Raw genomic sequence first — 25,125 nt, 5'->3', positions numbered from 1 at the left:
GCGCTGGCTAGCATAAAGCCATGTCCAACACGCGACCCGCTACCGCGAGGGTCCACCGAATCATGCGACAGTCAAGCCTGGCCGTTGACACCGTTCCCCGACGTATCGCCTTGCGTCGTGGCGAAGGCACCGTTGCCGCACTGCGGGCGCTCCCGCTGCAGGCGCCATGCCGGATCCGGCTGCGCCTTGCCGTGGCCGCCATCGATGTGCTTGCGCTGCGGCAGACCCTCCACCGGGCACTGGGCGAGCTTGCCCGCGCTTATGTGGTTGAGGTGGACTACCGGCACGGGCAAACCACGATGCATGTGGATCTGGCCCGCGGCGACCGCGACGCCGCCATGCACGCCATCATGATGGCCTTGCCGGCTGCGGAGTTCGGCACCACCACAGCCTTGGGAGCGTGAGCATGTGGCGCACTGATGAGGAGAGCTTCTGCGGCCCGGCCGTGCGCGCCTGCGCTGGCATCGATGCCGTTCCCCGGACATCGCCGTGGGGCATCTGGGTGCCGATGATCACGCCGATGCGCGCCGGCGCGCTCGACCTGCCGGCAGCCGCCAGGCTGGCCGAGCGCTATGTCAAGGCAGGCGTGAACGGGCTGGTCATCCTCGGCACGACCGGGGAGGGAAGCCTGCTGACGAGCCGTGAGCGGCAAGTCTTCACGGCAGCCGTGCTCGAGGCCGTTCATGGCGAGCTGCCGGTGATGGCTGGCGTAGGCGCGGTGGATACGCGCGCAGTATGCGCGCAGGTCGCCGAACTCGACGCCTTTGACCTGGCGGGCTATCTGGTGCCGGCTCCCTACTACCTGCGGCCGTCCGATCAGGGCATCAGCTGGCATTTCAACGAGGTGGCACGTGTCAGCGGCCGCCCCCTGATGCTGTACAACGTCCCGAAGCGCACGGGTTGCGGGATGTCGCCCGCGCTGATCCGATCCCTGCTGGCACATCCGCGGATCACCGCAGTGAAAGAGTGCGACAGCGGCAATCTCGCCGCGCTTTGCGCCGGTTCGCAAGCTTCCGTGCTGTGCGGCGAGGACACTGCCATGCTGGCGCACCTGCTTGGCGGTGGAGCGGGCGCCATTGCGGCGTCGTCGCATATCCGCCCCGATCTCTTCATACGCCTGCTGCATCTGTCGCAGACCGGCCATTCAGGCGCTGCCCGTGCCTTGTTCACCCGGCTCGAGCCACTGATTGCCCTGATGTTCTCAGAGCCGAATCCCGCGCCGGTGAAAGCGGCGCTGGCGCTCTCAGGCGAGGTTTCGCCGGAGACACGGCTGCCATTGCAATCGGCCAGTTTCGCGCTGGTCCAGCGCCTGGAAGAGGCCATGGCTCTGCTTCCGCCTCCATACAAGGAGCGAGACAGCAATCTTGCGGCGTGAAAGCCGGCCGCGAGGGTCGTGACACTACGCTGTCTGGCAGCCGGCACGCCTGCAGCTAGCGGGTCTTTATGCGTTGTTGATGCTGTGTACCAGGGTATTTACACCAGCTTTGCGCTTGTGTTTGTACATTGGAATCAGGTCCGGAAGCCCGGACTTCAGCCCACTCGGCCTTACGCGGAGGACGGGCTGTTGCCGGACCGGCAGCTTTTGTGTCGAGGCGAAAATGAAACCTCCTGTGCCCATCTTCATTACCTGCGCGTCGTGCGGCTATGTGCATTCGGAGACCCTTCAGGATATGGTCTCCGGAAAGTTGCCCCAGCCATTGACCTGCCCTGCTTGCCATCATGAGCTTGGCGTCGACTGGGGCTGGATTGCAGACCAGGCCGAGCTCATCGGGCTCACGCAAACCGAGCGATAGCGCGCCGCAAGCGCAGCCGAATGCTTCAGCATGCCGGCAAATCGGGTGATCGAAAGCGGCATGCAGATCCACCTGCAGGCCCGAGAACGAGCCTCTTGCCGGAACAGGGAACCGCGGACCATAGTCGCCCTATTGGCTCTCAATCCACTGGATGGCGAAGCGCATCAACTCCTTGCCGTTGGCAACGCCCAGTTTTTCCTTGATGTTGGCCTGATGCGCCTCGATCGTCTTGATGCTCCGATTCAGCTTACCGGCAATCTCGCGGGTGCTGAAGCCGAGTCCGATCAGGTGCAGGACCTCGAACTCCCGTTCTGAAAGGCTCGCGATCGAGCCCGTTGGGGTTTTCCTGGGAACTACCAGGGCCCTGGCCAGCTTCTCATGCATGGCCGCGCTCAGGTAGATATTGCCGGCCAGCACCTCGCGGATGGCGTTCACAATATGTTCCGTGGCCTCGAGTTTCATCAGGTACCCGTTTGCGCCTGCCCGAAGCGCACGTTCGGCAAACAGGGCTTCATCGTGCATGCTGAGAACGAGGATGGCCAACTCGGGGTAGTGTTGCCGGAGCGCCTTGACAAGGTCCAGCCCGGAGGTCGATTGCAGGCTCAGGTCAACAATGGCCATACCCGGCCGGCAGGCCATCGCCACCAGGGCTTCTTCGGCATTGCCGGCCACGCAGCAGACATGCAGATCGCCATGCAGATTCAGCAACTGGCTTAATCCGTCCCGGACGATCGGATGGTCATCCACGATCAGGATCTGCGTCGCGCGGCCCGGACTAGACGGCTTGCCTTTCATGGCCCGGACTCTCTGGTATGGGATAGCTGATGGCAACCGTGGTGCCACCCAAGGCATTGCGGGTGACCGTGCAAGCGCCGCCCATCAGGCTGGCCCGGTGACGCAGGCTGTGGAGTCCCAGTCCCGACGCACGCTCCATTTGTTCCGCGTCGACGCCCACGCCGTCGTCAGTGACGGAAAGCCTCTGCATGCCGCCTTCGCGCTCGAGGCTGATCCAGATGTGGCGGCCGTGGCTGTATTTCAGCGCGTTATTGACGGCCTCCTGTGCCGCACGGTAAAGATTGATCTGCATCGGCGGATCCAGCAGGTCCACATCTGCGTCGATGTGCAGCGCGCAGTCGATGCCGTTCAGTGCGCGGGTGCTCTCTGCCAGCCCTTGCAAGGCCACGCCAAGGCCACCGGATTCCATGGCGACCGGGTCCAGGCCATGGGCGATCTTGCGCGTCATCAGGGACGCCTGCCCGACCAGCCTGGCGATGGTGGCCGCCTCCGCGGCGGCCGGGTGGTTGTGCTTCTGCAGTTCCTGGTTCAGGGTGGCACAGTAGAAGCCCAGGCTGGTGAGGTGCTGCCCGAGGCCGTCATGCAGTTCCCTGCCAATGAGCCTCTGCTGCTGATCGCTGATGCGGATCAGCTCCGCTTCCAGCAGGCGGCGTCGCGCCATCTCCTGCTTCAGCTCATGGTTTGTCCGATTCAGGTCCCGGGTTCGCGCCTGCACGCGCTGTTCCAGTTCGAGGTGGGATGCCAGCAGGAGATCATGGACGTGTTTCTCCTGGGAGCGTGCAGCTACCAGCAGCAATCCGGTCACTGCCACGACGTTCGCGAAGGTGCACCATCTCACGAGGCTGTCCACCGGAGATTCGACGGCAAAGGGGCCGGTGCCGTGGGTGGTGCCCCAGATGGCCACGATTGAGACCAGCAAGGTCGCCAGGCTGGTGCCCACGTGATCGAAGCGCAGAGCGGCCCAGATAATGAAGGGGAAAATCGCCAGGGCTGCCGGATAGTAGCTGTGCCCGGCAAGTTCGGTGGCGCCGAAGATGAGGTAACTGATCCAGAAGAGGGCAGCGGTCAGTCCACACGCTTCCGTTGCCCGCCTGGCGGAGCGGACGGGACTCGGATACGTGAGCAAGCCGAGCAGCGCCGGGGCCACCACGAGCACCCCCATCATGTCACCGAGCCACCATTCCAGCAGGGCGGCGCCGTACTCTGCGGCTGACACCATGCCTCCTTCCAGGAGGGCGGTGGCACCAATCAGCGCGCCCACTACGGTGCTGGCCGTCGCAGCCAGGATGATGAACGCCAGCACGTCCCTGATCCGGTCCAGGCTGACCTGGAAGCGCGCTACCCGCGTCAGCAGCAATGTCGCAGTCAAGGCTGCAGCCGTTGCGCCGAGTCCAATCATCGCAGCCACCGGCAGCGGTACGCCTGCCGACATATTGGCTAACGCGGAGCCAATGGCAATTCCCGGTGCAACAGCGAAGCCCAGTACCAGCAACGCAACCAGGGCGATGCCGCTGGAAGGCCACACCAGGGACACCGCACCGCCTACTACCGCATACCCCAGCCCCAGCTTCGCACCTGCGTAATACGCCAAGGCGACAAGGCCGACGTCAGCGAAACGGGCGAGCCAAGTCTTGCGCGGAATAATGACCATGGTTCGTCTCAGATACGGGGACTGCCCCTGGCACATCAAGTCATTTTGTCGTTAGCCGCGATGCCATTACTCTTGCGCAAGCTAGCGTCCGATACACCTGTAGTGAATTACGCGTTTGCGGTGAATTCGCGCCAGGCCAGATGTTGCGAAACCATGGTGCCGTAACACATATCAATCTATGCCAGAACTCCCTTGTGCGGAAAGCGCAGCCAGATGGAATTGATCAGCGCCAGCCTATGCCGCGCGGGTGCGATGCCGGGTTCTGTATGCGCGCAGGGCGAAGTCCGCACGACTCAGCGAATCGGGCAATCCCCTAGCCTCTTTTCGGAGCAGGGCCTTATTCATACGCCTGCCCTTAGAGCATACATTGCATTCGTATGAAACTGCGGTGTAAAAAGCCGGCGCGAAATGAGTTCGCTGCGGTGTTCTTGCAACCAACTGAAATGGAGGTATAAGAAATGTTAAAAACACTCTTGCTGCTCGCGGCGGCGCTTGGCGCCGGCGTGGCCTATGCCGGCAACGGACCGCGTGACGTGTACACCGATGGCGCCAGCATGATGGGGACCCGAGACCCCTATACAGATGGGGGAAGGAGCATAAAGTTTGACGTCTATTCAGATGGTGCGAGAGTCACGGACAGAAGAGACGTGTTCACCGATGGCGCGAGAATCACCAATCGCGATGGACTGGTTGAGGACATGTAAGGTAAGGCCGAACTGTCCGCACCAGAGAATGTCGCAGGCGCACAGCGTCTACGGCCGCGAACCAGACATGTCCCCCGAGCAACAGCCTCGGGGGATTCTTTTTGAGCGGCGTGGCTTCTGTCCGGAGACGGTTCCTGCGATCTTGCCCTGCCGGGCGAAGCCGCCACAGCGTTCGCTGCGTGCCGGTTCCGCCGGTTTCCGAACCAGTCTGTTGCAGTCCTGAAACCGAAAGGTACTGACGCAGCGGCCGGAAGCCGCGAGCGCTATTGCCACTTCGATCCCAGTGCGCCTAGTCCGGCCTTCCTGAGATCCTCCGGCGTCATCACCACGCGAAACTCGCAATCGGCATTGAACATCAGAAACCAGGGTTCCGCGAAGGCAGGAATCTGCGATGGATCAGCGAGGTCGACCACGAGAATCGCACCACGTGCGCCGTTCTGTTCCGTAAAGTAGGCCGCCTCCGGCTTCAATTCGGCCAGGACCTTCTCCATCACGTCACCGATCGTGCCATTGCGCACCAAAGTATTGAATGGCTCATGAGGTATCCGAATATTAAGAAGCATTCGCATGTTCAGTCTCCTGGGTTGGGCGCTGGATCTCTTCCGGAGACGCTGTGCGCAAGCAGTGCGGCACGCGGACAGGAAGCAGACCAGGGCTTTCAACCTAGTCGATGGTCGCCGTGCACCCCAGGTATGCGTTGCAGTGCGCGTGCGGTAAGACACGTACCGCTGCATCTTCCTGGCTGCGCGCGTGCCAGGAGCGCTACCTCCGCAGTTGAGGCGCTGGCCGTGTTGCCGGCGGGCAAGCCGCGACTCGCCATCGGGCGACAAGTCGATCCGGGCGCATGACCCGTACAACGAACGCAAGACCATCCGGACCGGCATCTCGGATTGGTAAGATACGAACCAGGTGAAATGACGGGCCATGCCCAGCCGTGCCGACGCAACGTTGGACGCGGCTGAACACGGCGCTTCCGAGAATTCCTTGGTTCAGATCGACAGGCAAGTGCAAGCAGGTGTCATGCAAAACAAGAGTAAGGCAACGCTCATCGGGCTCATCGCAATTTTGTTATGGAGCTCGATTGTCGGCCTGATTCGCGGCGTCAGCGAGCACCTCGGGGCGACTGGCGGGGCGGCGATGATCTATACCGTCGCATCGGCCCTGCTCTTGCTGACAGTCGGCTTTGCCAGGATGCATGCGTTTCCCAGGCGCTATCTCGTTTGGGGAAGCGTTCTGTTCGTTTCGTACGAGTTGTGCCTTTCTCTGTCCATCGGCTACGCGAACAGCGGCAGGCAGGCCATCGAGGTGGGCATGGTCAATTACTTGTGGCCGAGCTTCACCATGTTGTCTGCCATCGCCTTCAACAGGCAGAAGGCCAGCTTCCTGATCTTTCCCGGCTTCCTGATCGCCATTCTCGGGATCTGCTGGGTCCTGGGCGGCGATCAAGGGTTGGACTTCGCCGGGATGGCCGCGAACATTAAAGACAATCCGCTCAGCTACGGGCTGGCCTTCCTTGGTGCCTTGATCTGGGCGGCATACTGCACCGTGACCAGCAGGATTGCTGAAGGTAAGAATGGCATCACGCTGTTCTTCATGCTTACCGCACTGGCGCTGTGGATCAAGTATTTCGCCACGGAGAGCGGAACGATGGCGTTCAGCTATCAGGCAATGATCTATCTTGCCCTGGCCGCTTCCTCGATGGGGTTCGGCTATGCGGCCTGGAATGTTGGCATCCTGCATGGCAATGTCACCGTCCTTGCCGGCGCTTCCTACTTCATTCCGGTTCTTTCCGCTGCCCTGGCGGCCATGCTCTTGCGTACACCGCTGTCGATCGCCTTCTGGAAGGGGGCATCCATGGTTTGTGCGGGGTCGATCCTGTGCTGGATGGCAACGCGAGGGCGACGCTCCAGGCCACCCCCGTCGCCAGCATTGCCGCGGTCGCATGAACGTGTCCAGGAGCCGTGAGTCCCTGCGTCCGCGCTGCCTGATCGTCAATGCCCCGACCCCCGGACCGAATCGGGCGAAAAATATGCTTCGCTGAACTGCGGACTGTTGTTCAGGCGTACCGGCTTTCCTTCATTGGTCAGCCGGTCCGCCAGATAGGAGCCGGCGGTGAGGTCATGATAGAACGCCGCTGCCGGGTAGTAGCGCCGTGCATCGTAGGCGTAGAGCGACGCTTGCATATTGGTTCGCCACAACTGGCCGCGGGCATCGTAGTTGTCGGCAAGCACGGCCATCCAGGTGTCCTCGTCCAGGTACAGGACGCGCTTGGCATACTGATGCCGGAAGCCTTGCTTCAGCCTGGCTTCCAGCACCCAGACGCGGTGCAGTTCGTAGCGGATGAAGTCGGGTGCCGGATGGTTGGGGCCCAGCAGCTCGGCGTACTTGACTGCGGGATTCATCAGCTTGTAGTTGTGGTAGGGAATATAGATTTCCCGCTTGCCGACAATCTTCCAGTCGTAGCGTTCGCCGGAGCCATTGAACAGGCGATCGTCGTCCACGGTGCGGAAGCCGCCCGGCCCCAGCGGCTGGTCGAAGCCGAACTCGGGTGCCTGCCGCACGCGGCGGGTGCCGGGATTGTATTGCCAGGTCCTGGCCGTATCCGAACCTTCGCGATCCCAGTAATTGTGGGAGACGATGATATTGCCGCGTTCGCGTAAAGGCAGTTCGGTTTCAACGCGTGCGAAGGTGCGGTTGATCAGGGGCGAGCCGCTTGCAAACGCGGTGCCGTTGACCGGCGACCAGATGTCGTATTTCCATTTGCCCCACGCGATCTTGCCGTCGCGATACACGACCGCCTGGTCGTAGACGGCTGCCTCTTCGGCAATAGCGGAAGAGAAGCGCAGGTTCCACATCAGCTCCAGGCCACTCTTGGGGACGGGAAAGGGCGCGGTGGGCGGATAGTCCTTGAGGCCGTTCGCGTCCGCCGTCAGCTGCGTCCTGGGAGCGTGTTGCTGGATCGCCTTGTAGACGGCATCGCCATAGCGGAAATCGCGATGGCTGGGATAGATCGCCATCTTGAAGGTTGCCGGGTACAGCCTGAACATGGCAAGCTGCCCGTCGCTCAGGTGAGCACGGTACTGCTCCAGGTTCTGGGCCGTGACGGTTGCCAGTGGTTGTTCCGACGCGTAGGGATCGGGATACGCATCTCCCGGCCGGAATGCCACGCCCGCGGGCGCGGCCTGCCACTTGCCGCTCCACGCGGGGATGCTGCCATCCTTGTTGGCGGACCGTTCGGCACCCATGGGCGTGAGCGGGCCGTCCAGGCGCCTGACTTCATCAGGCGTCATCGCGGCCAGGGAAGGTGCGTTGATCTGTGAGGCGGTCAGCACCGCACCGGCTATCGTGTACAGCAGGAAGGCCTTGCGCTTCATTGTGTCTCCTCCGATTTCAATGGTGTGATGGGCGTGCGCCGGCATTGGCTTGCTCGGCGATATGCAGCACCAGCTTGCTTGCCGCCTTGCCCGACTGGACCAGGTCGAGCGCGCGTGCAGCCTGTTCCAGCGGCAGGCACTCGATGCGAGGCGGTCGCAAGCGTGCGCTGCCGAGCAATGCCGCGATCTCGCGCAGCCGCGCGCCGCTGGGCATCTTGCTGAACGCCAGGGCGGCGCGGACGCCGCGCCGCGCGGCTTCGGCGGGATCCGGACCGTTGTCGCCACTGACCAGCGTCAGGATGGCGACAAGGATGCCGCCGGGCCTGAGCAGGTCCATCCCGTCGGGCAAGGTGCCGCAGCCAACCGCATCCAATACCAGGTCGACGCCGGCCGGCGCCCATGCCTGCATGGCGGCGGCGATGTTGCCGCCGCGGTAGTCGATGGCCAGGTCACACCCGAGCGCCATCAGTTCGTCGCGGCGTGCCGCGCTGCAGGTGGCGGCGACGGTTGCCCCCGCGGCCTTTGCCAGTTGCACGGCAAACGTGCCGACTGCGCCGGCACCGCCATGCACCAGTACCGTCTGACCTGGCCTGAGTCCGCCTTCGTCGAAGAGTCCCGTCCAGGCGGCCAGCGCCGGGGTCGGGACTGCCGCGGCTTCGGCAAATCCCAGGTTGTCGGGAATCGGCACCACGCAATCCTGGCTGACCGCAACGTACTCGGCATAGGAACCCCACTTGCCTGCGCCGACCCCGGTTTGCGCGAACACGCGCTGTTCCGGGGCGAAGTCGTTGACGCCGGCTCCCACCGCGGCCACGACGCCGCTGGCATCGAAGCCGATCACGAACGGGAAGCTGTATTGCATGAAGTGGCTCAGATAGCCTTCACGGCATTTCCAGTCCGCCGGATTCACGCCGGCACAGGCCACGCGGATCAGGACTTCGCCGGCAGCGGGTTCCGGCCTCGGCAGGTCGCCAAGCCTGAGTACCTCAGGTCCGCCGGTACGATCAATGACGACAGCGCGCATGTTCCGCTCCATGGGGCTCACCTCGCGCACAGTTCTTGGTTCAAAGCAGGATGGGCCCAGGACGGGATCACGGGCGGCGCCAGCATGCCCTGGCCGTCAAGCGTGCGGACGTTCAGGCCCTGCGCCAGCGGGAAGTGCAGGCTATGAGCGACGTGACCGGTGCGCAGGCGGGCGGGCACGCTGCAGAGCGCAAGCGCGGTTTCCACCAGGTACTCCACTGGCTCGGTTGGATAGCCATCCGGGATATAGCGCTCGCTGCCTGGCGTGCGGATCGCCGTGCTTGGCGCCACGGAATTGACCGCGATATTGTCGGCCTCCAGTTCCGCTGCGAGGCCCTCGGTGAAGCGGTTGATGGCGGCCTTGACCGCGGCATACGCCGTGACCCCGCCAGCCCGGTCAAAGTCCTGATACGGGCGCGCGGGCGGCAGGGCGGTGACTGAGCCCAGGTTCAGGATCCACCCCGCGCCGCGCGTGCGCATCAGCGGGATCGCGGCACGGCTGAGCACGAAGGGGATGCGCAGGTAGTGCTCGACCGTCTTGTCGAAGATTTCCAGCGGCATCGATTCGACGCGGCCGTATTCCGCCATGCCGGCATTGTTGACCAGGATGTCGAGTCCGCCCGCTGCCTTTGCCGCTTGCGTCACCAGGTCGTCGCGCTGCGCCGGGTTCTCCAGGTCCGCCGCCAGCGCGATGGCACTGCCCCCTTGCCGCCTGATCAGGCTGACGGTCTCGGCCAGCGTGCCAGGTTCGTCGTCGTGCTGGCCTGCGCGCCGTGCCGTGGCAACCACCAGCGCGCCTTCCGCCGCGAAGCGCTGCGCGATGGCACGGCCGATACCGCGGCTGGCGCCGGTTACCAGCGCAATCTTTCCTGTCAGTGTTTCGTGTGCGGTCATGGCGCGTATTCCTCCTTGCGGTTCTGGTTGGCAATCAGGCTGGTCGTGAGCGGGCAGAAGGCATGCGAGATCGCATCGACTGTCCATTCGGGAAACTCGGGGTCGAACCATCGGTCGACGCGGCCCCAATGGAAGGGGTGCATCAGGTATTCGCCCAGCAGGTCGTCCACGCTGGCGAACTCCTGCTGCCAGACATGGGTCCATGTGCCGGGCGACAGGACGCGGGCCAGCCGCCAGTTGAGGATGCCGGGCATGTATTCGGGCATTCTCAACAGGTCCTGCTCAAGGCCGCGGACCTGCCAGTGCGGCGCTTGGGGCCGGACCCGCAACATCAGCGTGCGCCAGATCCCGTCGCGCAGCCGAGGGGCGCGCAGTCCACCCGAGATCGGGCTATAGGCCACGCTATCCACCTCTGCCATGCCGCTGAGCGCGGCAGCCAGGCCCACGTCGTGAGCGGGCGACTCGGGCCAGCCTGGCGCGAATTGCAGGTCGAGCGTGTAGTCGCCGGCGCCCCAGCTTCCCGGCAGGTTGCGGCCGATTGCCACGTGGCGCACGCCTGGCAGCGTTTCGATCCGGGCAAGCAGGGCTTGCTCAGGTGTGGATGTCCCGCCGCAGATGCCGGCATGCAATCGGACCTGCGCAGTCTCAAGCCGCATTGCATTGCTCCTTGCGCTGGGGCAGCGCATGTGCCGCATCGGCCATCACATGGCGGCGGCGGGCTTCACACAGCGTGTCGACGGACGACCAGAAGGCCAGGGCCGGGGCGTCGATGCTGGCGCGCATGGTGTAGTAAGCCGGCGCATCCGGCACTTGCCACAGCAGCCACAGCGTATTGGGTGCATCTTCCAGCGCCACCGGCGGCGACACCCAGCGCTGCAGCAGCGCCAGGCCCCTGGCGGCGCTGCCGGGCAGGTACTGGTCTTCCAGCAGGGTCAACACAGTGGGCAAGTGCCCGGGCGCGAGCACGATTTCATCGAGTATGTGGATCATGGCTGTGTCTCGTGCGACGCAGGCAGGGCGCAGCAAGGCCGCGGTGCCGGAGCCGGAGGATTGCGGGAGGGAAGCGCGGTCATGGGTGGTCCCGTGGGTTGTCCCGTATGGGCATGGCGTTGATGGCATGGCAACCTCCATGGCCCAGGCCTTGCGCAAGCTGTTGCGCGGGTGGAGGTGCCGGGACGATTATGGGAGGCCTGCCCGCACCGAATCCCTACCCGGACGATCAACAACCGCTACCGAAGCAATCACGACGAGTGCCCATGACCGCCCACATACCGGGGAATCCCGTACCTGTTCCGCACGGCATGGTGCAGCGCCTGCTGGATGAACTGAAGCGTCAGGGCGTCGAGGTTCCGCCTGCCGCGGGCACATCCGGCGCATCCGGGCCTGCGCCGCCCGCCCGGTTCACCGCGCTCTATCGCGCCGCGATCGAACGGCTGGAAGCCCTGGTTGCCAAAGGCAACGGCCACGCCCCGATGTGCAAGCAGGAAGTGGACTTGTTGTGCCGCTGTGTATTGAGCAGCCAGACGCTGAGAGAGGCGATCCACTGCGCGGCCGACTTCTGCGCGATGCTGTATCCGCGCGCCGGTGCGCTCAGCCTCGCGCAAGGCGCAGGCCAGGCGGTGTTCCGCATGGATTCGCTGCGGCGTGCGAAGACCTCCGCGGCTTGCCTGGTGGACCTGACCGGACTCTTCTTCTACATGCTCCTGTTCGGCTGGCTGGTCGGGCAGCCGTTACGCCCGACCCATGTCTACCTGGCGCATCCCCGGCGCGAGGACGCCATGCCTTTCCTGGGCCTGTTCCATGCCGCCGTGACCGCCGGCGCGCAGACCTACGGATTTGAGTTCGACGAGGCACTGCTAGACCGGCCGGTCGTGCGCCAGGCCGCGGAGCTCGATGCCTTCCTGGACGACTTTCCTTACCGGCTGATCGGTGCGCCGGTCGAGGTCGTATCGCTGAGCCAGCAGGTGCGCGGCATCCTGCATGCGGCGCTGGTGCATGGCGCGCGGCTGCCGACCCTGGCCGAGCTGGCCACGCGCTTCGATGTGAGCGAACCGACCCTGCGCCGCCATCTTGCCGCCGACGGCAGCAGTTACCGCGTACTGCGCGAACACAGCCTGCAGGAGTACGCCGAGCAATGCCTGTGTACGACCAACTGGTCGGTAGGCAGGATCGCGGAGCAGCTTGGCTTTGCCAGCGAGGAAGCGTTTCGCCGGGCGTTCCAGCGCTGGACCGGGCATGCGCCGACGCGGTTCAGGCGGGAAAGCCGGGGGTAAGGCCGCCGCCAAGCGTGAGCTGTCGCACCATGTAGCCGGTCGTGGCGCCTTTGCATTGCCGATCCGCACCTAGTATTCAGGGTGGCCTGAAATCTTTCCGAGCTCTTGGGGGCGGTGGAAGGCATGGTCGGAAATGGCAAGCCCTTGCGGGCCGCGCCCATCTTCAGGCGTTGTGCCCTGGCTCTCAACCCTTACCTGAGGAACTCTGCCATGAAGCTGCTTCGCATTGCCATCCTGGCGCTTGTACTCTCGGGCTGTGCCATGAACCAGGGCACACCAGGCAGCGCGCAGGCGTCGCGCACAGAAAGCTGCAAGGTAACGTCAGAGCCGGAAATCGCGGCGCTGTTTGATCGATGGAACCAGTCTCTGCAGACCGGCGATCCAAACAAGGTGGTGGCCAACTATGCCGAACGGTCGATCCTTCTTGCTACGGTATCCAACAAGCCTCGCCTGACCGTCGCGGAGAAACAGGACTATTTCAAATACTTCCTGCAGGACCGCCCCTTCGGGAAAATTGACTTCCGCAGCATTGAACTGGGCTGCAATTCTGCCGTGGATGCCGGGCTCTACACTTTCACCTTTGCGCGCACAGGCGCAGTCGTCAAGGCCCGCTATACCTACACTTATCGCTGGAATGGTACGCAATGGCTGATCACGAGTCATCACTCGTCGGCCATGCCGGAGAAGATGTAGCTGCGGCCGGCCAGCTCGTGCCGGGCTGAAAACAGAGCCAGAGAAGCCACCCATCGGCGCCATGTGCCATGCGCACGCCCGAGCCCGTTCGCAGTCACCGCATGCGCCACAGCGATGCGCGCGTGGATGGGTCTGGACGCCGCTGGCGTATGGCCCTGGTCGTCACGGCCTTGCTGATGAGTTACGCTGCCGTCGATATATTCCTGCCGCTCGGTCGTGACCTGACCCGGTTTGATCCTGCCGCGGTCGGCGAGCTGGAAGCGAAGATGTGGCGCGCTTACTATGAGCGCCAGCCCGTCACGCTGTTCCTCGAACTGGCGCAAACCTTGCGCACCCAGTATCGCTTCCCCTTGCTTCGCTCGTACGTCGGCGCCTACTACGGGGCATCGGCGGCATTTGTGTTCAAGGAAGGCAGCGAGCGCAGCGATTACGAGAAGGCATTGCCAACGCTGCGCACTTACTTTGGCATGATCCGGAATACGGGAAGGATCGATTTCGATGTTGGACGCGCCACCACGTTGGAGCTGGAGTGGTGGATCGTGCATCGGGAGCACGAGCGCTATCCATCCGACGCCTTGGGACACGCGTGCGCCGAAGCCGCGGCGGCGCTCTACAGGGTGCCGGCGGCCTCAACACTCGAGCATGGCCGCTTGCGCGCACAGGCCATGCTCTTGCGTGATGCACGCGCCGAGGCCGGTGGTGTCACGGAACCAGAGTGGGCGACCATCGAACTGCTGTTGCAGCAGAGCTATCGCGCGCTTCGCGGTGCGGTGGCGTCGGCATCCGGAACTTCCGGCAACCTTGACTCAGGCAAGGAACCCTGACGAGCTTCGGCGCCGTGCGTGCACGTAGTCCGGACGGCGCTGGCCGGCATGCGGTGCCACGCCCCTCAATCCAGCACAAGCCCCGCGTGCGCCAGCAACTGGCGAAACACAAGCAGGCGTGCGTCGCCGGTCTGCGCCAGCCGGTCGCAGACATAGAGGTATTCGGGCATATCGCTGTGCCCGCGCAGCGCATCCTTGCACTCGCGCTCGGAGATCTCCAGGTGGACGCCGGTGAGCACCGCGCGGCCCTTGCCCACGCGTGCACTGACGATGGCGGGCGGCGTGCCGTCGATGCCCGCATAGACGGCCAGGACCTGCGTGTCGGGGCCGGGTGCGTCGCCAAGGTCGAAGCGGCAGCCACCGTGGTAATGCGTGTAGAGCGACAGCGGGACATCGGTCAGGCTGTCCGTGGTCTGCAGTTCCACCGCGGCCGTGGTACGCGGTGTGCCGTCATAGAGCAAGCCGCCGGTCAGTTCGGGCAGCGAGCCCACTGCCACGGCATCGACAAAGCGCAGTTCGCGCGGGCCGCAGATCGCCCCCCTGGTGCCGGCATGAAAAGCCAGTTCCCGGCACGCGTAGTAGGCGCCCGCGCAAATCCCGAGGTAGACGCCGCCCTGCTCGACAAAATGCCGGATGCGCGCGTTCGGGGCGCCGTTCAGCAAGGCGCAATAGGGAAGGTCGGCGCCGCCCGGCATGACAAACAGCACCGCATCGTCGAACAGCGTGGCGTCGTGCCGGATCTCGTCAGCCATCACCGCGCGGATCTCGTAGGCGCCGGCATGTAGCTGGTGCCCGATGGTCCGCATCAGGCATGCGGTCCACTCGGACGCACCGGCGTCGACGTAAGTAAGGATCTGGGGCCTTGGCATGTCGGCATCCGCTTCTTGTAGTTTCCGACTTTAGCCGTTCCGGACCGAAAACTCCAAGCCGGGATCCGCGGCCGTGCTGGCCCGGGCCGCAGGCACCGCCCCGCCGGTCAGGGCTTCTGCGGCTGCCCCAAAGCCGGAGGCGCCGGTGGCGGCAGAGGCGCCGCCACGGGTTCCAGCCCCGTGCTGCTGACAATTGCAGCCGCCGCCGGCGAGGCCAGGAACCTGACGAAGCGGGAAGATGCCGGGGTCTGTCGGCCTGCGATCGTTCCCGCGGAAAAGAACACCCTCTGCTGTAGTTCAGCTGGCAACGGGCCGACGTAATCCAGTTCCTTGAAGGGCAGCAGCTCGCTGACCTGCTGGAAGCCGATTTCGGCATCGCCTCGCGCCACCACGGTGCCGACACGCTCGCTGTAGATCTTGCGGGCCTTGTCCTTGATCTTGTCCGCGACACCGAGCCGGGCGAACAGTTCGTTGGAAAGATACGTCCCGCTGGCGCTGGCGGAATACGCAATGGATTTGGCGTTGAGCAGGGTCTGCGTCAGCGCCTCGGTCGTGCTGATATCCGGCTTCGGCGTGCCCTTGCGCACGGACATGCCGATCAGCGAGCGGGCCAGGTCGACCCGGCTGCCGGCGGCCACCTTGCCTTCCGCTACCAGCTTCTCAAGGCCTGAGTCCGCCAGGATCACCACGTCGAAGGTCTCGCCCCGCGCCAGCCGGCTGGGGATGGAATCGGGGGCATTGCCCATCGACGCACCGTAGGCGGTGATGACATGGTCCTGCGTGGCGGCCTCGTACAGTGGCACCAGCTGCTGGTAGGCGGCCGTAAAACCGCCCGAGGTGATCACGCGGATCTCGTCTGCCCGGGCCGGGGCGGCCAGCCAGAGCATAAGAACCAGCAGGGCAGGCCTGGCGGCCTGGAGGTTCAGCTTCATGTCGTCTCCTGTTATTCACTGCTGCGGGCGGCGGCGCCCGTCAGTCTTCTTTCCTATTGGCTGCGCGCGCGATCGGGCCGAGGCGAGCCTTTTCGCGTGAACTGCGAATATCAGGACGAGTCGCCGGGATCGATCTTTTTGTGCGCTTTTCGGCACGGCACAACGTCCCGATCAGGCATTGCAAGCGTATCGACGCAAGACTATTCTGTGAATTGCAATGTTCTGATGATTCAATGCATGCCACGCATTAATTTTGCCCTGGAAGACCTGCAGGCTTTTGTCGCAACGGCCGAAAAAGGAAGTTTCCGCATGGCGGCGGAAACCCTTCATATTTCACAGCCAGCGCTCAGCCGGCGCATCGAAAAGCTGGAAAAGACGCTCGGCTCCCGCTTGCTGGACCGGACCACGCGCCGGGTGGAAACGACGCATATCGGCAGGCAGTTCCTGGAAGAAGCCCGCGCCGCGCTCGATATCCTGGATAACGCCGTGTTCCGGCTCGGGGACGAGGCCACGCTGCAACGCGGACAGGTGACAGTGGCCGCGATACCGTCTGCCGCGCTGCATTTCCTGCCTCATGCAATCCACGTGTTTGCCAGCCGGCATCCTGGCGTGCGCGTGCGCGTGATCGACGAAAACGCCAGCACGGTACTGGCCAGCGTCATGTCGGGAGAGTCGGATTTCGGGCTCAATTTCATGGGCGCGCAGGAACCCAACATCGAGTTCCGCGCCATCCGCGCCGAGCGCTACCAACTGGCAATGCGGCGCGACCACGCATGGTCCGCGCGAGGGTGCGTGGACTGGGAGGAGCTGGCGGGGCAACGCATGGTCAGCGTGTCCAGGCAAAGCGGCAATCGCGCCCTGATCGAAAATGCCATCGCCCACCTTGAGCGACGCCCCACCATTCACTACGAAGCCAACCACGTCGTCGGCGTGCTGGCGCTGGTGGAAGCGGGTCTTGGCATGGCCGTGCTGCCTGCCATGTCGATGCCGCGGGATCATCCCCGGCTCTGCGCAATCCCCCTGGTCGAGCCTGTCGTAGACCGCGTCCTGGCGTTGATACGCCGTCGCGACCGGCCATTGCAGCCTGCCGCGCAGGCGTTGTACGAGACCATCACATTGGAAATGGCGGGCAATTAGGGGGAAGCCAGTCGCGGGCTTCTTGTTGCCTGTCCGCCTGCGCGATACCGGACCGGTGCGGCTAACCTTCGATTTCGCTGCGGACCAGGAGCACTGGCTTGCTGGTCTTGGCAAGCACGCCTTCCGACACGCTGCCCATCAGCAGGCGCCTGACGCCGCGGCGGCCGTGGGTGCCAAGCACGATCAGGTCGGCATTCCACGCATCGGCTTCGGTGACGATGGTCAGCGAGATCCGGCCGGGCGAGACCGGCTTTTCATCCAGTTGCACTGAATGCCGCACGCCCGCCTCGCTGAGCCTGGCCGAGGCCGCATCCAGTGCCTTGCGGCCGTGCGCGATGATGTTGTCGACCAGTTCCTTGGGGTTGAAGTAACCGGCCTCGAAGAAGACATCGCTGTCGTCCACCACGAACAACGCCTTCACCTCGGCCCCGGTTGCCCTGGCGATGATGATCGCCTGGCTCAGTGCCAGGTCCGAAGAGCGGCTGCCATCGACGGCAAGCAGGATGCGCTGGTACATGATGGGTCTCCTGAGGGCAAGGATGCGCGAGGTCGATGCTGGGATCGATTGCAATCAGCGTAGACGCCGGCGTCGATACGCGCTTGATATGCATCAACCCGAAGCGGCAGGCGTGGCGAGTTCCTGATCGCAACCGGAACCGGAGTGATGACCACAAGACTTGAGGGCCCGGCCGTGCCAACGGAGCGATACGTGTGCCGCGTCGCCGCAGGGCAGGCTCGTTGATCCGGGTCAAGCGCCGTTCGGCCTGGCTGCCTAGACTGGTTTGAACCTGAGCCAAAGGGCGGTCATGGCTTGCGACAGCATCCTGGTTCACCTGGACCGCAATCCCCAGGCAGCAAAGGCAAACCAAAGAACGGAATCACGTCATGGACTTCAGAACCATCCTTGTCGACCTCAGCGAAGATGCTGCACGGTCCGCGCGCATTGAAACGGCGGCACGGCTTGCCACAGCGTTAGGCGGCAGCGTGGTCGGACTGACTGCAACAGGAACACACCTGGAGCCGTATCGCGGGGCAGGCAAGGAGGCCGGGCAATATGCCGCGCTTGCCGCGAGCCATCTGCACAAACTGGCCGCCGATCACAAGAGGACACTCGACACCCTGACCAGGCAGGTGTCGCCGGCCATTCCCACCCGGCACATCGTTGTCGACGCCGAGTCCGGCTGGGCGCTTGCCGACGCCGGCCGCTACGCCGATCTCATCCTGCCCGCACCGCCCTCGGCACAGGCCGATGTGCCGGCGCTGCTGGCCGGGGTTGCGGAGTATGCGATGCTCAATGCCGGCCGACCCATTCTGCTGGTGCCCGGCGCGACCGTCCCGCGAACTGGTGGCCATGTCGCCATCGCATGGAACGGCGGCCGGGAGGCCGCGCGGGCGGTAGCGGACGCACTGCCGTGGCTTGCACATGCCAGCGCGGTTTCCGTCCTGGTGGTCAGCGCAGGCAGGCGCGGCGGCGCCGCTGAGCAAGAGGCCTACCGTGACAGCGCGGATCGGCTGGCAGCCTGGCTGGCCAGCCATGGCATCCGCGCCAATCTGCTGGTCGGAGAGGGCGACCCCGACCACGTTCTGCCGCAACTTGCGGATAAGGCGCAAGCCGACCTGCTGGTCGCCGGCGGCTATGGCCACTCCCGCCTGAGAGAGCTTGTGCTCGGTGGCACCACCCGCGCCCTGCTGCGCCAGTCAGGCTTGCCGGTGTTCATGTCGCACTGAGGTGTGACTTCTGCTCCCATCGTCAGCTGACCAATTGCGGCCGGGAGCGGCCGGTCGCCGCGGTGTCTGGCCGCCTTCGTCCAAGCCCGGGATGGAGTCCTATGGTAAGGTTGGCGGGATGAGTTCACGGACTTCAACTGGTGACGCATGGGCCTCACCAATGTCGTGCTGGGAGAGTGAGGCATCGTGAGTGATGCGAAGCAGGAAACGCGGCGCACGCGGCGGACCGAGAGAGTTTCAATCAGCAGGGACTTGCGCCTGAGCGTGCCGCCAGAGGCCAGGCCTGCGCCGGTCAACGGGAAAGACTGGCTCCGGCAGAGGAAAGAGCAGCTGCAGGCTGCGCGTGCCGCTGCCAGGCAAAGGCGCGATCTGCTAAGAGCTGAGATCATGTCAGCCGTGCAAGAAGTTGCCCGAGAGGAACGCACTGCGGCGCGGCTGGAAGCTGAACGCCTGAAGGCGGAAGCCAGGACCGCGCGGACCCACGCGCGGGAGGACGCACGCGCCGCCGCCAAGTTCGAGCGTGCCCAACCAACCCGCCCGGCTTCCAAACGAAAGACGCTTGCTAATGAGAAAAGCAAGCTGGTCTCTTACGTTGATCTGTTGCGGATGCGTGGGTGATCTGACGGAAGTTCGACAAGCGGACTACCGATCGATTTCGTGGAAAGCGGCGTCGGTCTCGTGATCCGGTTCGAAGCGTTGTCGGCGCAGGCAAAGCGCCGATGACAGAGTCAGGCGGGCACAAGCCTGGCCTGCCACTGCTCTCGGCATAGCGCGGCTAGCAAGAGCACGGGCAGCAAGACACACCAGAAGCTAATGGCAGCGAATGCCAATGCACCCAGCACGGCTCCGGCAGCAAAGCCCGCCAGAGCCGGCAGCATCTTGCGCAGGCGCGCGCGGATCGCGCCTGCTTGCTCGGGCCCGGCTGTCAAGAGGTCAACCAAGTCAATCACGATCTGGGTAGTGTTGCCGGTCATGATCGTGGTGGGTCCCAGGTCGGCCAGTGCGGTACGGGACAGAGCGTTCTGGATGCCCATCGCCACGACAGCCAGCATGCCGGCCAGCGTTGTCAGCGAAGAGCCGGCAGTGAGGCCCGACCGGGCGGCCGTTGCCAGCAAGCCAGTGCCCACGAACAGCAACAGGAATACGCATTCGATGGCAAGCAGCACGGCCACGGCCGGACGCTGGCGCTGCACCAGCCACGACTCCAGCAGCCGCGTTGTCGCAACCGCTGCTGCAAAAGCGGGCAAGGCAAGGAGCTTGGTCGCCAGGCCCTCGGAGCTGCCTGTCAGTTCCACCCCGATCATGATGAAGTTGCCCGTGACGTGAGCCGTGAACAGCCCGAACAGGGAGATGAAGCCGACCACGTCGACAAAGCCCGCAACATACGACAGGACGCAGCCATGCACGCTGTGGTTGATGTGCTTGTGGCTGTCCGGAATCGATGTTTTCCCGTCGGCCTTCATGGGCTTATCCCTGCTCGCGTCTGTACTACGGCTCCCCGTCAACGCGAGACATCGTCCCGCTCGACGGAGCCGTTGCCCTGGGTGCCTTCGAGTTCCGCCACAATCTTGGGCGGCGCGCCTGAGATCTTGGGCACGCATTCCGTGCGGAACCAGGCCACGGTGACCGGCTCACCGGCTATGACGCGTTTGACCGTCGGCACGACCTGCTCGCCGATCAGCATGCCAAGCAGACCGAGCAGCGCGATTGCCGGTGGCGCGGGTGAACGCACTTGCAGCACGGCATAGATGATCCCAACGAGGATCCCCGCGCCGAACGACACGAGATAGAGCTTCATTTCAGTCTCCCTGTTCCGATGCCGCCCGGCCGGGACGGCGCAGGTCGTGCCAGGCGACCAGCACGAAGCCACCCGCCAGCCCGATGTGCTCGAAGAAGGCGTTCTCCACCATGATCCGGCCGGGCATCGGCACATTCCAGAACGCGTTGGCCAGGAACGACGCCATCAAGGTGAACGCCGCCAGCGCCAGCGCCCCGACCCAGCGCCAGAAACCTGTCAGGATCATCGCCGAGGCGCCGAGTTCCAGCACGATGACCAGCGCCGCCAGGGGAGCGGCCGGCGCCAGGCCGAAATGCTGCATTTCGGCGATGGCGGCCGGGAAGTCCAGCGCCTTGGTGAGCCCGCCCTGCAGGTAGGCGGCGCACAGTGCCAGCAGTGCCAGCCACCGGATCGCTGGCGTGGCCGCGCGGGCCAGCCCTGCGCCCGGCGCTGCATGGGGGTGGGTAATATGCTCAGGCATCGTTGCCTCCGTCTGCACAGTCAGAACGCCCAGCAGGAACAGCCGAGCGCACCCCAGAATTGCCGCACGTCGGCAACCGGCACCTGCGCGGCCCAGGCCGCCGCATGCGCATGGCCATGGACGCCGCAGCGGTGCGCGCAGCCGCATGCCACGCTGAGCGCGGCGGCGGACTGGCTGCCCTGGCGGCGCGCCTGATAACCTCCATATGTCCGCACCGGCGACCAATCCGGCATGGCAGGCGGGATGTCGGGAGCCAGTGTGCCGAACTCGCCGTCGCCATAGACCACCTTGCCACCCAGCATCGTCAGTACCGAGGTGATGTCCTGGATCTCATCGCCGGGGACGGTGAAGTAGTCGCTCGACAGCACCGCCAGGTCTGCAAGCTGGCCAACGGCAATCCGGCCTTTCTTGCCTTCCTCGTTGGAGAACCAGGTGTTTGCTTCGGTCCAGAGCCGGAGCGCGGTCTCCCGATCCAGCAGGTTGGCCTGCGGATACAGCGACAGGCCGCCGAGCGTCTTGCCCGTGGTCAACCACGATAGCGACACCCATGGGTTGTACGAGGCCACGCGCGTGGCGTCCGTGCCTGCGCCAACCTTGATGCCGCGCTCGAGCATCTGCTTCACCGGCGGCGTCCGCTCGGCCGGCTTCGCGCCGTAGCGCTCGACAAAGTACTCGCCCTGGTAGGCCATGCGGTGCTGCACCGCAATGCCGCCGCCCAACGCTGCAATGCGGTCCATATTGCGGTCGGTGATCGTCTCGGCATGATCGAAGAACCAGTGCAGGCCGTCGAAGGGCATATCGCGGGCCACCTTCTCGTAGACGTCCAGCGCGCGCGAGATGGTCTCGTCGTAGGTGGCATGCAGCCGCCATGGCCAGCGGTTTTCCACCAGCAGGCGGATCACGGGTTCAAGGTCGGCCTCCATCGACGGTGGCATCTCCGGGCGCTCGACGCGGAAGTCCTCGAAGTCGGCCGCGGTATAGACCAGCATTTCGCCCGCACCGTTGTGGTGATAGAGGTCATCGCCCTGGCCTGGCTTGACCTTGCCGGCCCAGGTGCGGAAGTCGTTGAGTTCGTCCTTCGGCTTCTGCGTGAACAGGTTATAGGCAAGCCGCACCGTGAGCTGGCCTTCCTGGTGGAGTTCCTCGATCACTGCGTAGTCATCGGGATAGTTCTGGTAACCGCCGCCGGCGTCGATCACGCCGGTGACGCCGAGCCGGTTCACTTCGCGCATGAAATGCCGCGTTGAGTTCTTCTGGTACTCGGGCGGCAGCTTGGGCCCCCTGGCCAGCGTGGCGTAGAGGATGGTCGCGTTGGGCTGGGCCAGCAGCAGCCCGGTGGGGTTCCCGTGGGCGTCACGCACAATCTCGCCGCCCGGTGGTTCCGGCGTGTCCTTGTTGTAACCCACGGCGCGCAGCGCGGCGCCGTTCAGGAGGGCGCGGTCGTACAGATGCAGGACGAACACGGGCGTATCGGGCGCCACCGCATTCAGCTCGTCGATGGTCGGCAGGCGCTTCTCGGCGAACTGGTGTTCGGTAAAGCCACCCACCACGCGCACCCATTGCGGCGCTGGTGTGCGCGCTACCTGTTCCTTCAACATGCGCATGGCGTCCGCCAACGAGCGCACGCCGTCCCAGCGCAGTTCCATGTTGTAGTTCAGGCCACCGCGGATGATGTGCATGTGGCTGTCAATCAATCCCGGGATCGCGCGCCGCCCTCCGAGGTCGATGACCGGCACGGTGCTGTCGCCGAGGGGCATGATGTCCTGCTTGCTGCCGACGGCCATGAACTTGCCGCCGCGGATAGCCACGGCGTCCGCTTGGGGCCGTTGCGGATTCAGCGTGGTGAAGCGGCCATTCGCCAGGATCAGGTCGGGCTTGTCTGAGGAAGGCATCGCAACTGCTCCTCCCGGCCGGCGGCATCTTGCCGCGCGGCCCGGGTCTGGGTGTCGAATATGGGTGGAAGGCCGCCGATTACCTGGCTGGCACCGCAGGCACGATCTCGTGGGTACCCGTGGCTCGCTGTGGCGCCTTGTGCACCATGGTGTAGGCGTAGTCCACGCCCATCCCGTACGCGCCAGAGTGTTCCCTGACCAGCGCCATTACCGCGTCATACGTATCGCGGTGCGCCCAGTCGCGCTGCCATTCGAGCAACACCTGCTGCCACGTCACGGGCACCACGCCGGCCTGGATCATGCGCTGCATGGCATAGTCATGCGCTTCCTTCGATGTGCCACCCGAGGCGTCGGCCACCATATAGATTTCGTACCTACCTTCATCCATCGCGCATAGCGCGAAAGTGTTGTTGCAGACCTCGGTCCACAGGCCGGAGACGACCACCTTCTTGCGGCCATTGGCAGCCAGCGCGTCACGCACCTTCTGGTCGTCCCATGAGTTCATCGAAGTGCGTTCGAGCAGTTTCTGGCCGGGAAAGACGTCAAGCAGCTCGGGATAGGTGAAGCCCGAGAAGCTCTCGGTCTCCACGGTAGTGATGGTGGTCGGGATATTGAAGATCCTGGCGGCCTTGGCCAGGCCAACCACATTGTTCTTCAGCGCTTGCCGGTCCATTGACTGGACGCCGAATGCCATCTGCGGCTGGTGGTCGATGAAGATCAGTTGACAATTCTGCGGAGTCAGCACTTGAAGTTTTGGATCGCTCATGATGGTCTCCAGAATGACGAAGCGGAGGAGTGCAAGCGACCGTCCCGCGCCGGCCGGCGGACGGGGATGAGGACGGGGACGGGGACGGGCATCAGCAAATTCGAAAGAAGGCGTCGGCCAGGCGACGCTTCACTACTATAGGAATTCACGCGCCTGGCGGGCTTGCTTTTTTTGCGACCTGCAACAGACCTTCGCCTTGCCCCACTTGTATGATTGCAAGATCAAAAAACGTTCGGCGAGGTGGGCGGATCACCAGCCCCCGTGGCGTCAATGGCAAGCATGTTCAGACGACTCGAGGTGAAAGATGGCAAACATCGGCATGTGGCGCGCGATTGTTCCGCTGGCGGTGGCGACTTCCTGCCTTGCCGGGGAGGCCAGCGCCCAGTCGTCGGTCGTGATCTATGGTCGCCTGAATACCGCGCTGGAGTATTCCAACGCCAGCACAGCAACGGACGGCACGCGGCTCGGCGGCACCGGCCGCCTGACCAACAATCGTAGCGTCTTCGGCCTGCGCGGCGACGAGACGCTCGGCTACGGGCTGAAGGCAATCTGGCAGATCGAGAGTACGTTATCGCTCGATACCGGCGCCGGGCAGATTGCCGCGCGCGACACGCGCCTTGGCCTGGGGAGCCCCTACGGTACGGTCTTCATGGGCAACTGGGACACCGCGTATACCAGCGCAACCAAGGGCTACGATCCGTATTACCCGACCACCGCGGGCTATATGGCTCTGATGGGCAATGGTGCGGCCGCCACCAGCGACAATGTACAGAACACCAGCGCCTTCGATCGGCGCCAGCAGAACTCGCTGCACTATCAGTCGCCGCTGTGGCACGGATTGAGCGGTGCCATGACGTGGGGCCTGCCCGAGGAAAAGACCAGTGTGCCTCGCAATCCGGCGCTGTATTCGTTTGCCGGTTCCTATGACAATGGTCCGCTCAATGTGGCGTTGGCCTATGAAATCCACCAGCACTACCACACGGCAGGCCGCAATGACGATGGCATGAAGGTAGGGGTGTCGTACCGGTTTCCCACCACAACGATTGCGCTGGTGTACGAGCGGCTGCATTACCGCACGGCTACCGGCGACCTGACGCGCAGTGGCTACTACACGTCGCTGGTGCAGAAGCTGGGCCCCGGCAGCGTAAAGATCGGCTTTGCGCTTGCCAGCAGCGGTGCGGGCAATGCAACGGAAACCATCGGCTCTTTCCGCAGCGGCGCGGATACCGGCGCCACGCAAATCACTGTGGGCTACGACTATCCGCTATCCAAGCGGACGTCGATCTATACGTACTACAGCCGCATCAACAACCGGAAGAACGCGATTTACGACTTTGCCATCAATGGGCTGGGCGTAAAAGCCGGTGCCGACCCGCAGACCTTTGCGCTGGCGATGCGCCACTACTTCTGAAGCGCCAGCGTGCGGGCCCGGTGCGAAAGCTATGCAGTATCAATAGCCAGCCGATGTGGAAGGGCCGGCATGTTCGCCAGATGCGCCCCGGTCCAGCCTTAAACACGG

The 25,125-nt window shown here is 64.2% G+C and carries 27 protein-coding genes; 11 read left to right on the top strand and 16 right to left on the bottom strand.

Translation table 11 applies throughout. From position 1 onward, the window contains the following. The first annotated feature begins 20 nt into the window (after positions 1–20). Together ACZ5MJ_RS24205 and ACZ5MJ_RS24200 are read left to right on the top strand one after the other, a co-directional pair. The gene (locus ACZ5MJ_RS24205) at positions 21–404 is read left to right on the top strand and encodes a hypothetical protein (RefSeq protein ID WP_464226195.1); all 384 of its coding nucleotides are present in this window, start codon (positions 21–23) and stop codon (positions 402–404) included. Positions 405–406: 2 nt separating this feature from the next. Next, positions 407–1,375: a 4-hydroxy-tetrahydrodipicolinate synthase family protein gene (locus ACZ5MJ_RS24200; RefSeq protein ID WP_464226194.1), complete on the top strand. Its 969-nt coding sequence runs from the start codon at positions 407–409 to the stop codon at positions 1,373–1,375. A 547-nt stretch (positions 1,376–1,922) separates the two neighbouring features. Here ACZ5MJ_RS24200 and ACZ5MJ_RS24195 read toward each other — a convergent pair. Beyond that, positions 1,923–2,588, bottom strand: coding sequence for a response regulator (locus tag ACZ5MJ_RS24195; RefSeq protein WP_464226193.1), 666 nt, complete (start codon positions 2,586–2,588; stop codon positions 1,923–1,925). Next, on the bottom strand, positions 2,569–4,239 hold the full coding sequence (locus ACZ5MJ_RS24190; RefSeq protein ID WP_464226192.1) for an MASE1 domain-containing protein: 1,671 nt from the start codon (positions 4,237–4,239) through the stop codon (positions 2,569–2,571). The genes ACZ5MJ_RS24195 and ACZ5MJ_RS24190 overlap by 20 nt, the downstream gene beginning before the upstream one ends. A gap of 458 nt (positions 4,240–4,697) precedes the next feature. Between ACZ5MJ_RS24190 and ACZ5MJ_RS24185 the strand changes: the two genes are divergently transcribed. After that, complete coding sequence (locus tag ACZ5MJ_RS24185; RefSeq protein WP_464226191.1) at positions 4,698–4,943, top strand: hypothetical protein; 246 nt, start codon at positions 4,698–4,700, stop codon at positions 4,941–4,943. A 263-nt stretch (positions 4,944–5,206) separates the two neighbouring features. Here ACZ5MJ_RS24185 and ACZ5MJ_RS24180 read toward each other — a convergent pair whose 3' ends face one another. After that, positions 5,207–5,512, bottom strand: coding sequence for a panthothenate synthetase (locus tag ACZ5MJ_RS24180; RefSeq protein WP_464226190.1), 306 nt, complete (start codon positions 5,510–5,512; stop codon positions 5,207–5,209). A 451-nt stretch (positions 5,513–5,963) separates the two neighbouring features. Here ACZ5MJ_RS24180 and yddG point away from each other — a divergent pair, with 451 nt between their 5' ends. Next, positions 5,964–6,908: an aromatic amino acid DMT transporter YddG gene (gene yddG / locus ACZ5MJ_RS24175; RefSeq protein WP_464226593.1), complete on the top strand. Its 945-nt coding sequence runs from the start codon at positions 5,964–5,966 to the stop codon at positions 6,906–6,908. A 26-nt stretch (positions 6,909–6,934) separates the two neighbouring features. On the opposite strand, the gene ACZ5MJ_RS24170 is transcribed toward yddG, so the two are convergent. From ACZ5MJ_RS24170 to ACZ5MJ_RS24150, 5 genes are read right to left on the bottom strand one after another with little or no spacing between them, the layout of a single operon-like run. Next, on the bottom strand, positions 6,935–8,317 hold the full coding sequence (locus ACZ5MJ_RS24170) for a DUF1329 domain-containing protein (protein WP_464226189.1): 1,383 nt from the start codon (positions 8,315–8,317) through the stop codon (positions 6,935–6,937). Between the two features lie 16 nt (positions 8,318–8,333). Beyond that, the gene (locus ACZ5MJ_RS24165) at positions 8,334–9,341 is read right to left on the bottom strand and encodes an NADP-dependent oxidoreductase (RefSeq protein WP_464226188.1); all 1,008 of its coding nucleotides are present in this window, start codon (positions 9,339–9,341) and stop codon (positions 8,334–8,336) included. A gap of 17 nt (positions 9,342–9,358) precedes the next feature. After that, complete coding sequence (locus ACZ5MJ_RS24160) at positions 9,359–10,234, bottom strand: SDR family NAD(P)-dependent oxidoreductase (protein ID WP_464226187.1); 876 nt, start codon at positions 10,232–10,234, stop codon at positions 9,359–9,361. Next, on the bottom strand, positions 10,231–10,890 hold the full coding sequence (locus ACZ5MJ_RS24155) for a Dabb family protein (RefSeq protein ID WP_464226186.1): 660 nt from the start codon (positions 10,888–10,890) through the stop codon (positions 10,231–10,233). The genes ACZ5MJ_RS24160 and ACZ5MJ_RS24155 overlap by 4 nt, the downstream gene beginning before the upstream one ends. After that, a complete protein-coding gene (locus ACZ5MJ_RS24150; RefSeq protein ID WP_464226185.1) occupies positions 10,880–11,224 on the bottom strand; it encodes a hypothetical protein in 345 nt (114 codons plus the stop codon). The genes ACZ5MJ_RS24155 and ACZ5MJ_RS24150 overlap by 11 nt, the downstream gene beginning before the upstream one ends. 266 nt (positions 11,225–11,490) lie before the next feature. Here ACZ5MJ_RS24150 and ACZ5MJ_RS24145 point away from each other — a divergent pair, with 266 nt between their 5' ends. From ACZ5MJ_RS24145 to ACZ5MJ_RS24135, 3 genes are all read left to right on the top strand, one after another. After that, a complete protein-coding gene (locus ACZ5MJ_RS24145; protein WP_464226184.1) occupies positions 11,491–12,507 on the top strand; it encodes a helix-turn-helix domain-containing protein in 1,017 nt (338 codons plus the stop codon). 210 nt (positions 12,508–12,717) lie between these two features. Then, positions 12,718–13,200, top strand: a complete 483-nt coding sequence (locus ACZ5MJ_RS24140; protein WP_464226183.1) for a DUF4440 domain-containing protein — start codon at positions 12,718–12,720, stop codon at positions 13,198–13,200. Between the two features lie 101 nt (positions 13,201–13,301). After that, the gene (locus ACZ5MJ_RS24135; RefSeq protein WP_464226182.1) at positions 13,302–14,024 is read left to right on the top strand and encodes a hypothetical protein; all 723 of its coding nucleotides are present in this window, start codon (positions 13,302–13,304) and stop codon (positions 14,022–14,024) included. Positions 14,025–14,089: 65 nt separating this feature from the next. Here ACZ5MJ_RS24135 and ACZ5MJ_RS24130 read toward each other — a convergent pair whose 3' ends face one another. Further along, on the bottom strand, positions 14,090–14,893 hold the full coding sequence (locus ACZ5MJ_RS24130; RefSeq protein WP_464226180.1) for a BPL-N domain-containing protein: 804 nt from the start codon (positions 14,891–14,893) through the stop codon (positions 14,090–14,092). A gap of 107 nt (positions 14,894–15,000) precedes the next feature. Beyond that, positions 15,001–15,825, bottom strand: coding sequence for a substrate-binding domain-containing protein (locus ACZ5MJ_RS24125; RefSeq protein WP_464226179.1), 825 nt, complete (start codon positions 15,823–15,825; stop codon positions 15,001–15,003). Between the two features lie 237 nt (positions 15,826–16,062). On the opposite strand from ACZ5MJ_RS24125, the gene ACZ5MJ_RS24120 reads away from it, so the two are divergent. Beyond that, positions 16,063–16,962: a LysR family transcriptional regulator gene (locus ACZ5MJ_RS24120; RefSeq protein ID WP_464226592.1), complete on the top strand. Its 900-nt coding sequence runs from the start codon at positions 16,063–16,065 to the stop codon at positions 16,960–16,962. Positions 16,963–17,023: 61 nt separating this feature from the next. Here the strand turns inward: ACZ5MJ_RS24120 and ACZ5MJ_RS24115 are convergent, their stop codons facing one another. Further along, positions 17,024–17,479, bottom strand: coding sequence for a universal stress protein (locus ACZ5MJ_RS24115; protein ID WP_464226178.1), 456 nt, complete (start codon positions 17,477–17,479; stop codon positions 17,024–17,026). Between the two features lie 368 nt (positions 17,480–17,847). Between ACZ5MJ_RS24115 and ACZ5MJ_RS24110 the strand changes: the two genes are divergently transcribed. Beyond that, on the top strand, positions 17,848–18,690 hold the full coding sequence (locus ACZ5MJ_RS24110; protein WP_464226177.1) for a universal stress protein: 843 nt from the start codon (positions 17,848–17,850) through the stop codon (positions 18,688–18,690). Between the two features lie 186 nt (positions 18,691–18,876). Continuing rightward, entirely contained in the window at positions 18,877–19,308 is a 432-nt protein-coding gene (locus tag ACZ5MJ_RS24105) for a hypothetical protein (protein WP_464226176.1), read from the top strand. A gap of 110 nt (positions 19,309–19,418) precedes the next feature. Here the strand turns inward: ACZ5MJ_RS24105 and ACZ5MJ_RS24100 are convergent, their stop codons facing one another. From ACZ5MJ_RS24100 to ACZ5MJ_RS24080, 5 genes are all read right to left on the bottom strand, one after another. Further along, complete coding sequence (locus tag ACZ5MJ_RS24100) at positions 19,419–20,153, bottom strand: YoaK family protein (RefSeq protein WP_464226175.1); 735 nt, start codon at positions 20,151–20,153, stop codon at positions 19,419–19,421. A 38-nt stretch (positions 20,154–20,191) separates the two neighbouring features. Then, a complete protein-coding gene (locus ACZ5MJ_RS24095; protein WP_464226174.1) occupies positions 20,192–20,488 on the bottom strand; it encodes a XapX domain-containing protein in 297 nt (98 codons plus the stop codon). A gap of 1 nt (position 20,489) precedes the next feature. Beyond that, positions 20,490–20,948 (bottom strand): DoxX family protein, encoded by a 459-nt coding sequence (locus tag ACZ5MJ_RS24090; protein ID WP_464226172.1) that lies wholly within the window; start codon positions 20,946–20,948, stop codon positions 20,490–20,492. Positions 20,949–20,968: 20 nt separating this feature from the next. Continuing rightward, the gene (locus tag ACZ5MJ_RS24085; protein ID WP_464226171.1) at positions 20,969–22,840 is read right to left on the bottom strand and encodes an amidohydrolase; all 1,872 of its coding nucleotides are present in this window, start codon (positions 22,838–22,840) and stop codon (positions 20,969–20,971) included. A gap of 79 nt (positions 22,841–22,919) precedes the next feature. After that, positions 22,920–23,606, bottom strand: a complete 687-nt coding sequence (locus tag ACZ5MJ_RS24080) for a hydrolase (protein ID WP_464226170.1) — start codon at positions 23,604–23,606, stop codon at positions 22,920–22,922. A gap of 319 nt (positions 23,607–23,925) precedes the next feature. Between ACZ5MJ_RS24080 and ACZ5MJ_RS24075 the strand changes: the two genes are divergently transcribed. Continuing rightward, entirely contained in the window at positions 23,926–25,017 is a 1,092-nt protein-coding gene (locus ACZ5MJ_RS24075) for a porin (protein WP_464226591.1), read from the top strand. Positions 25,018–25,125: the final 108 nt, after the last annotated feature.

This window comes from Cupriavidus sp. LA-1, assembly GCF_055385985.1.
The sequence above is the reverse complement of the archived record's forward strand: the minus strand, read 5'-3'. Positions and strand labels throughout refer to the sequence as shown.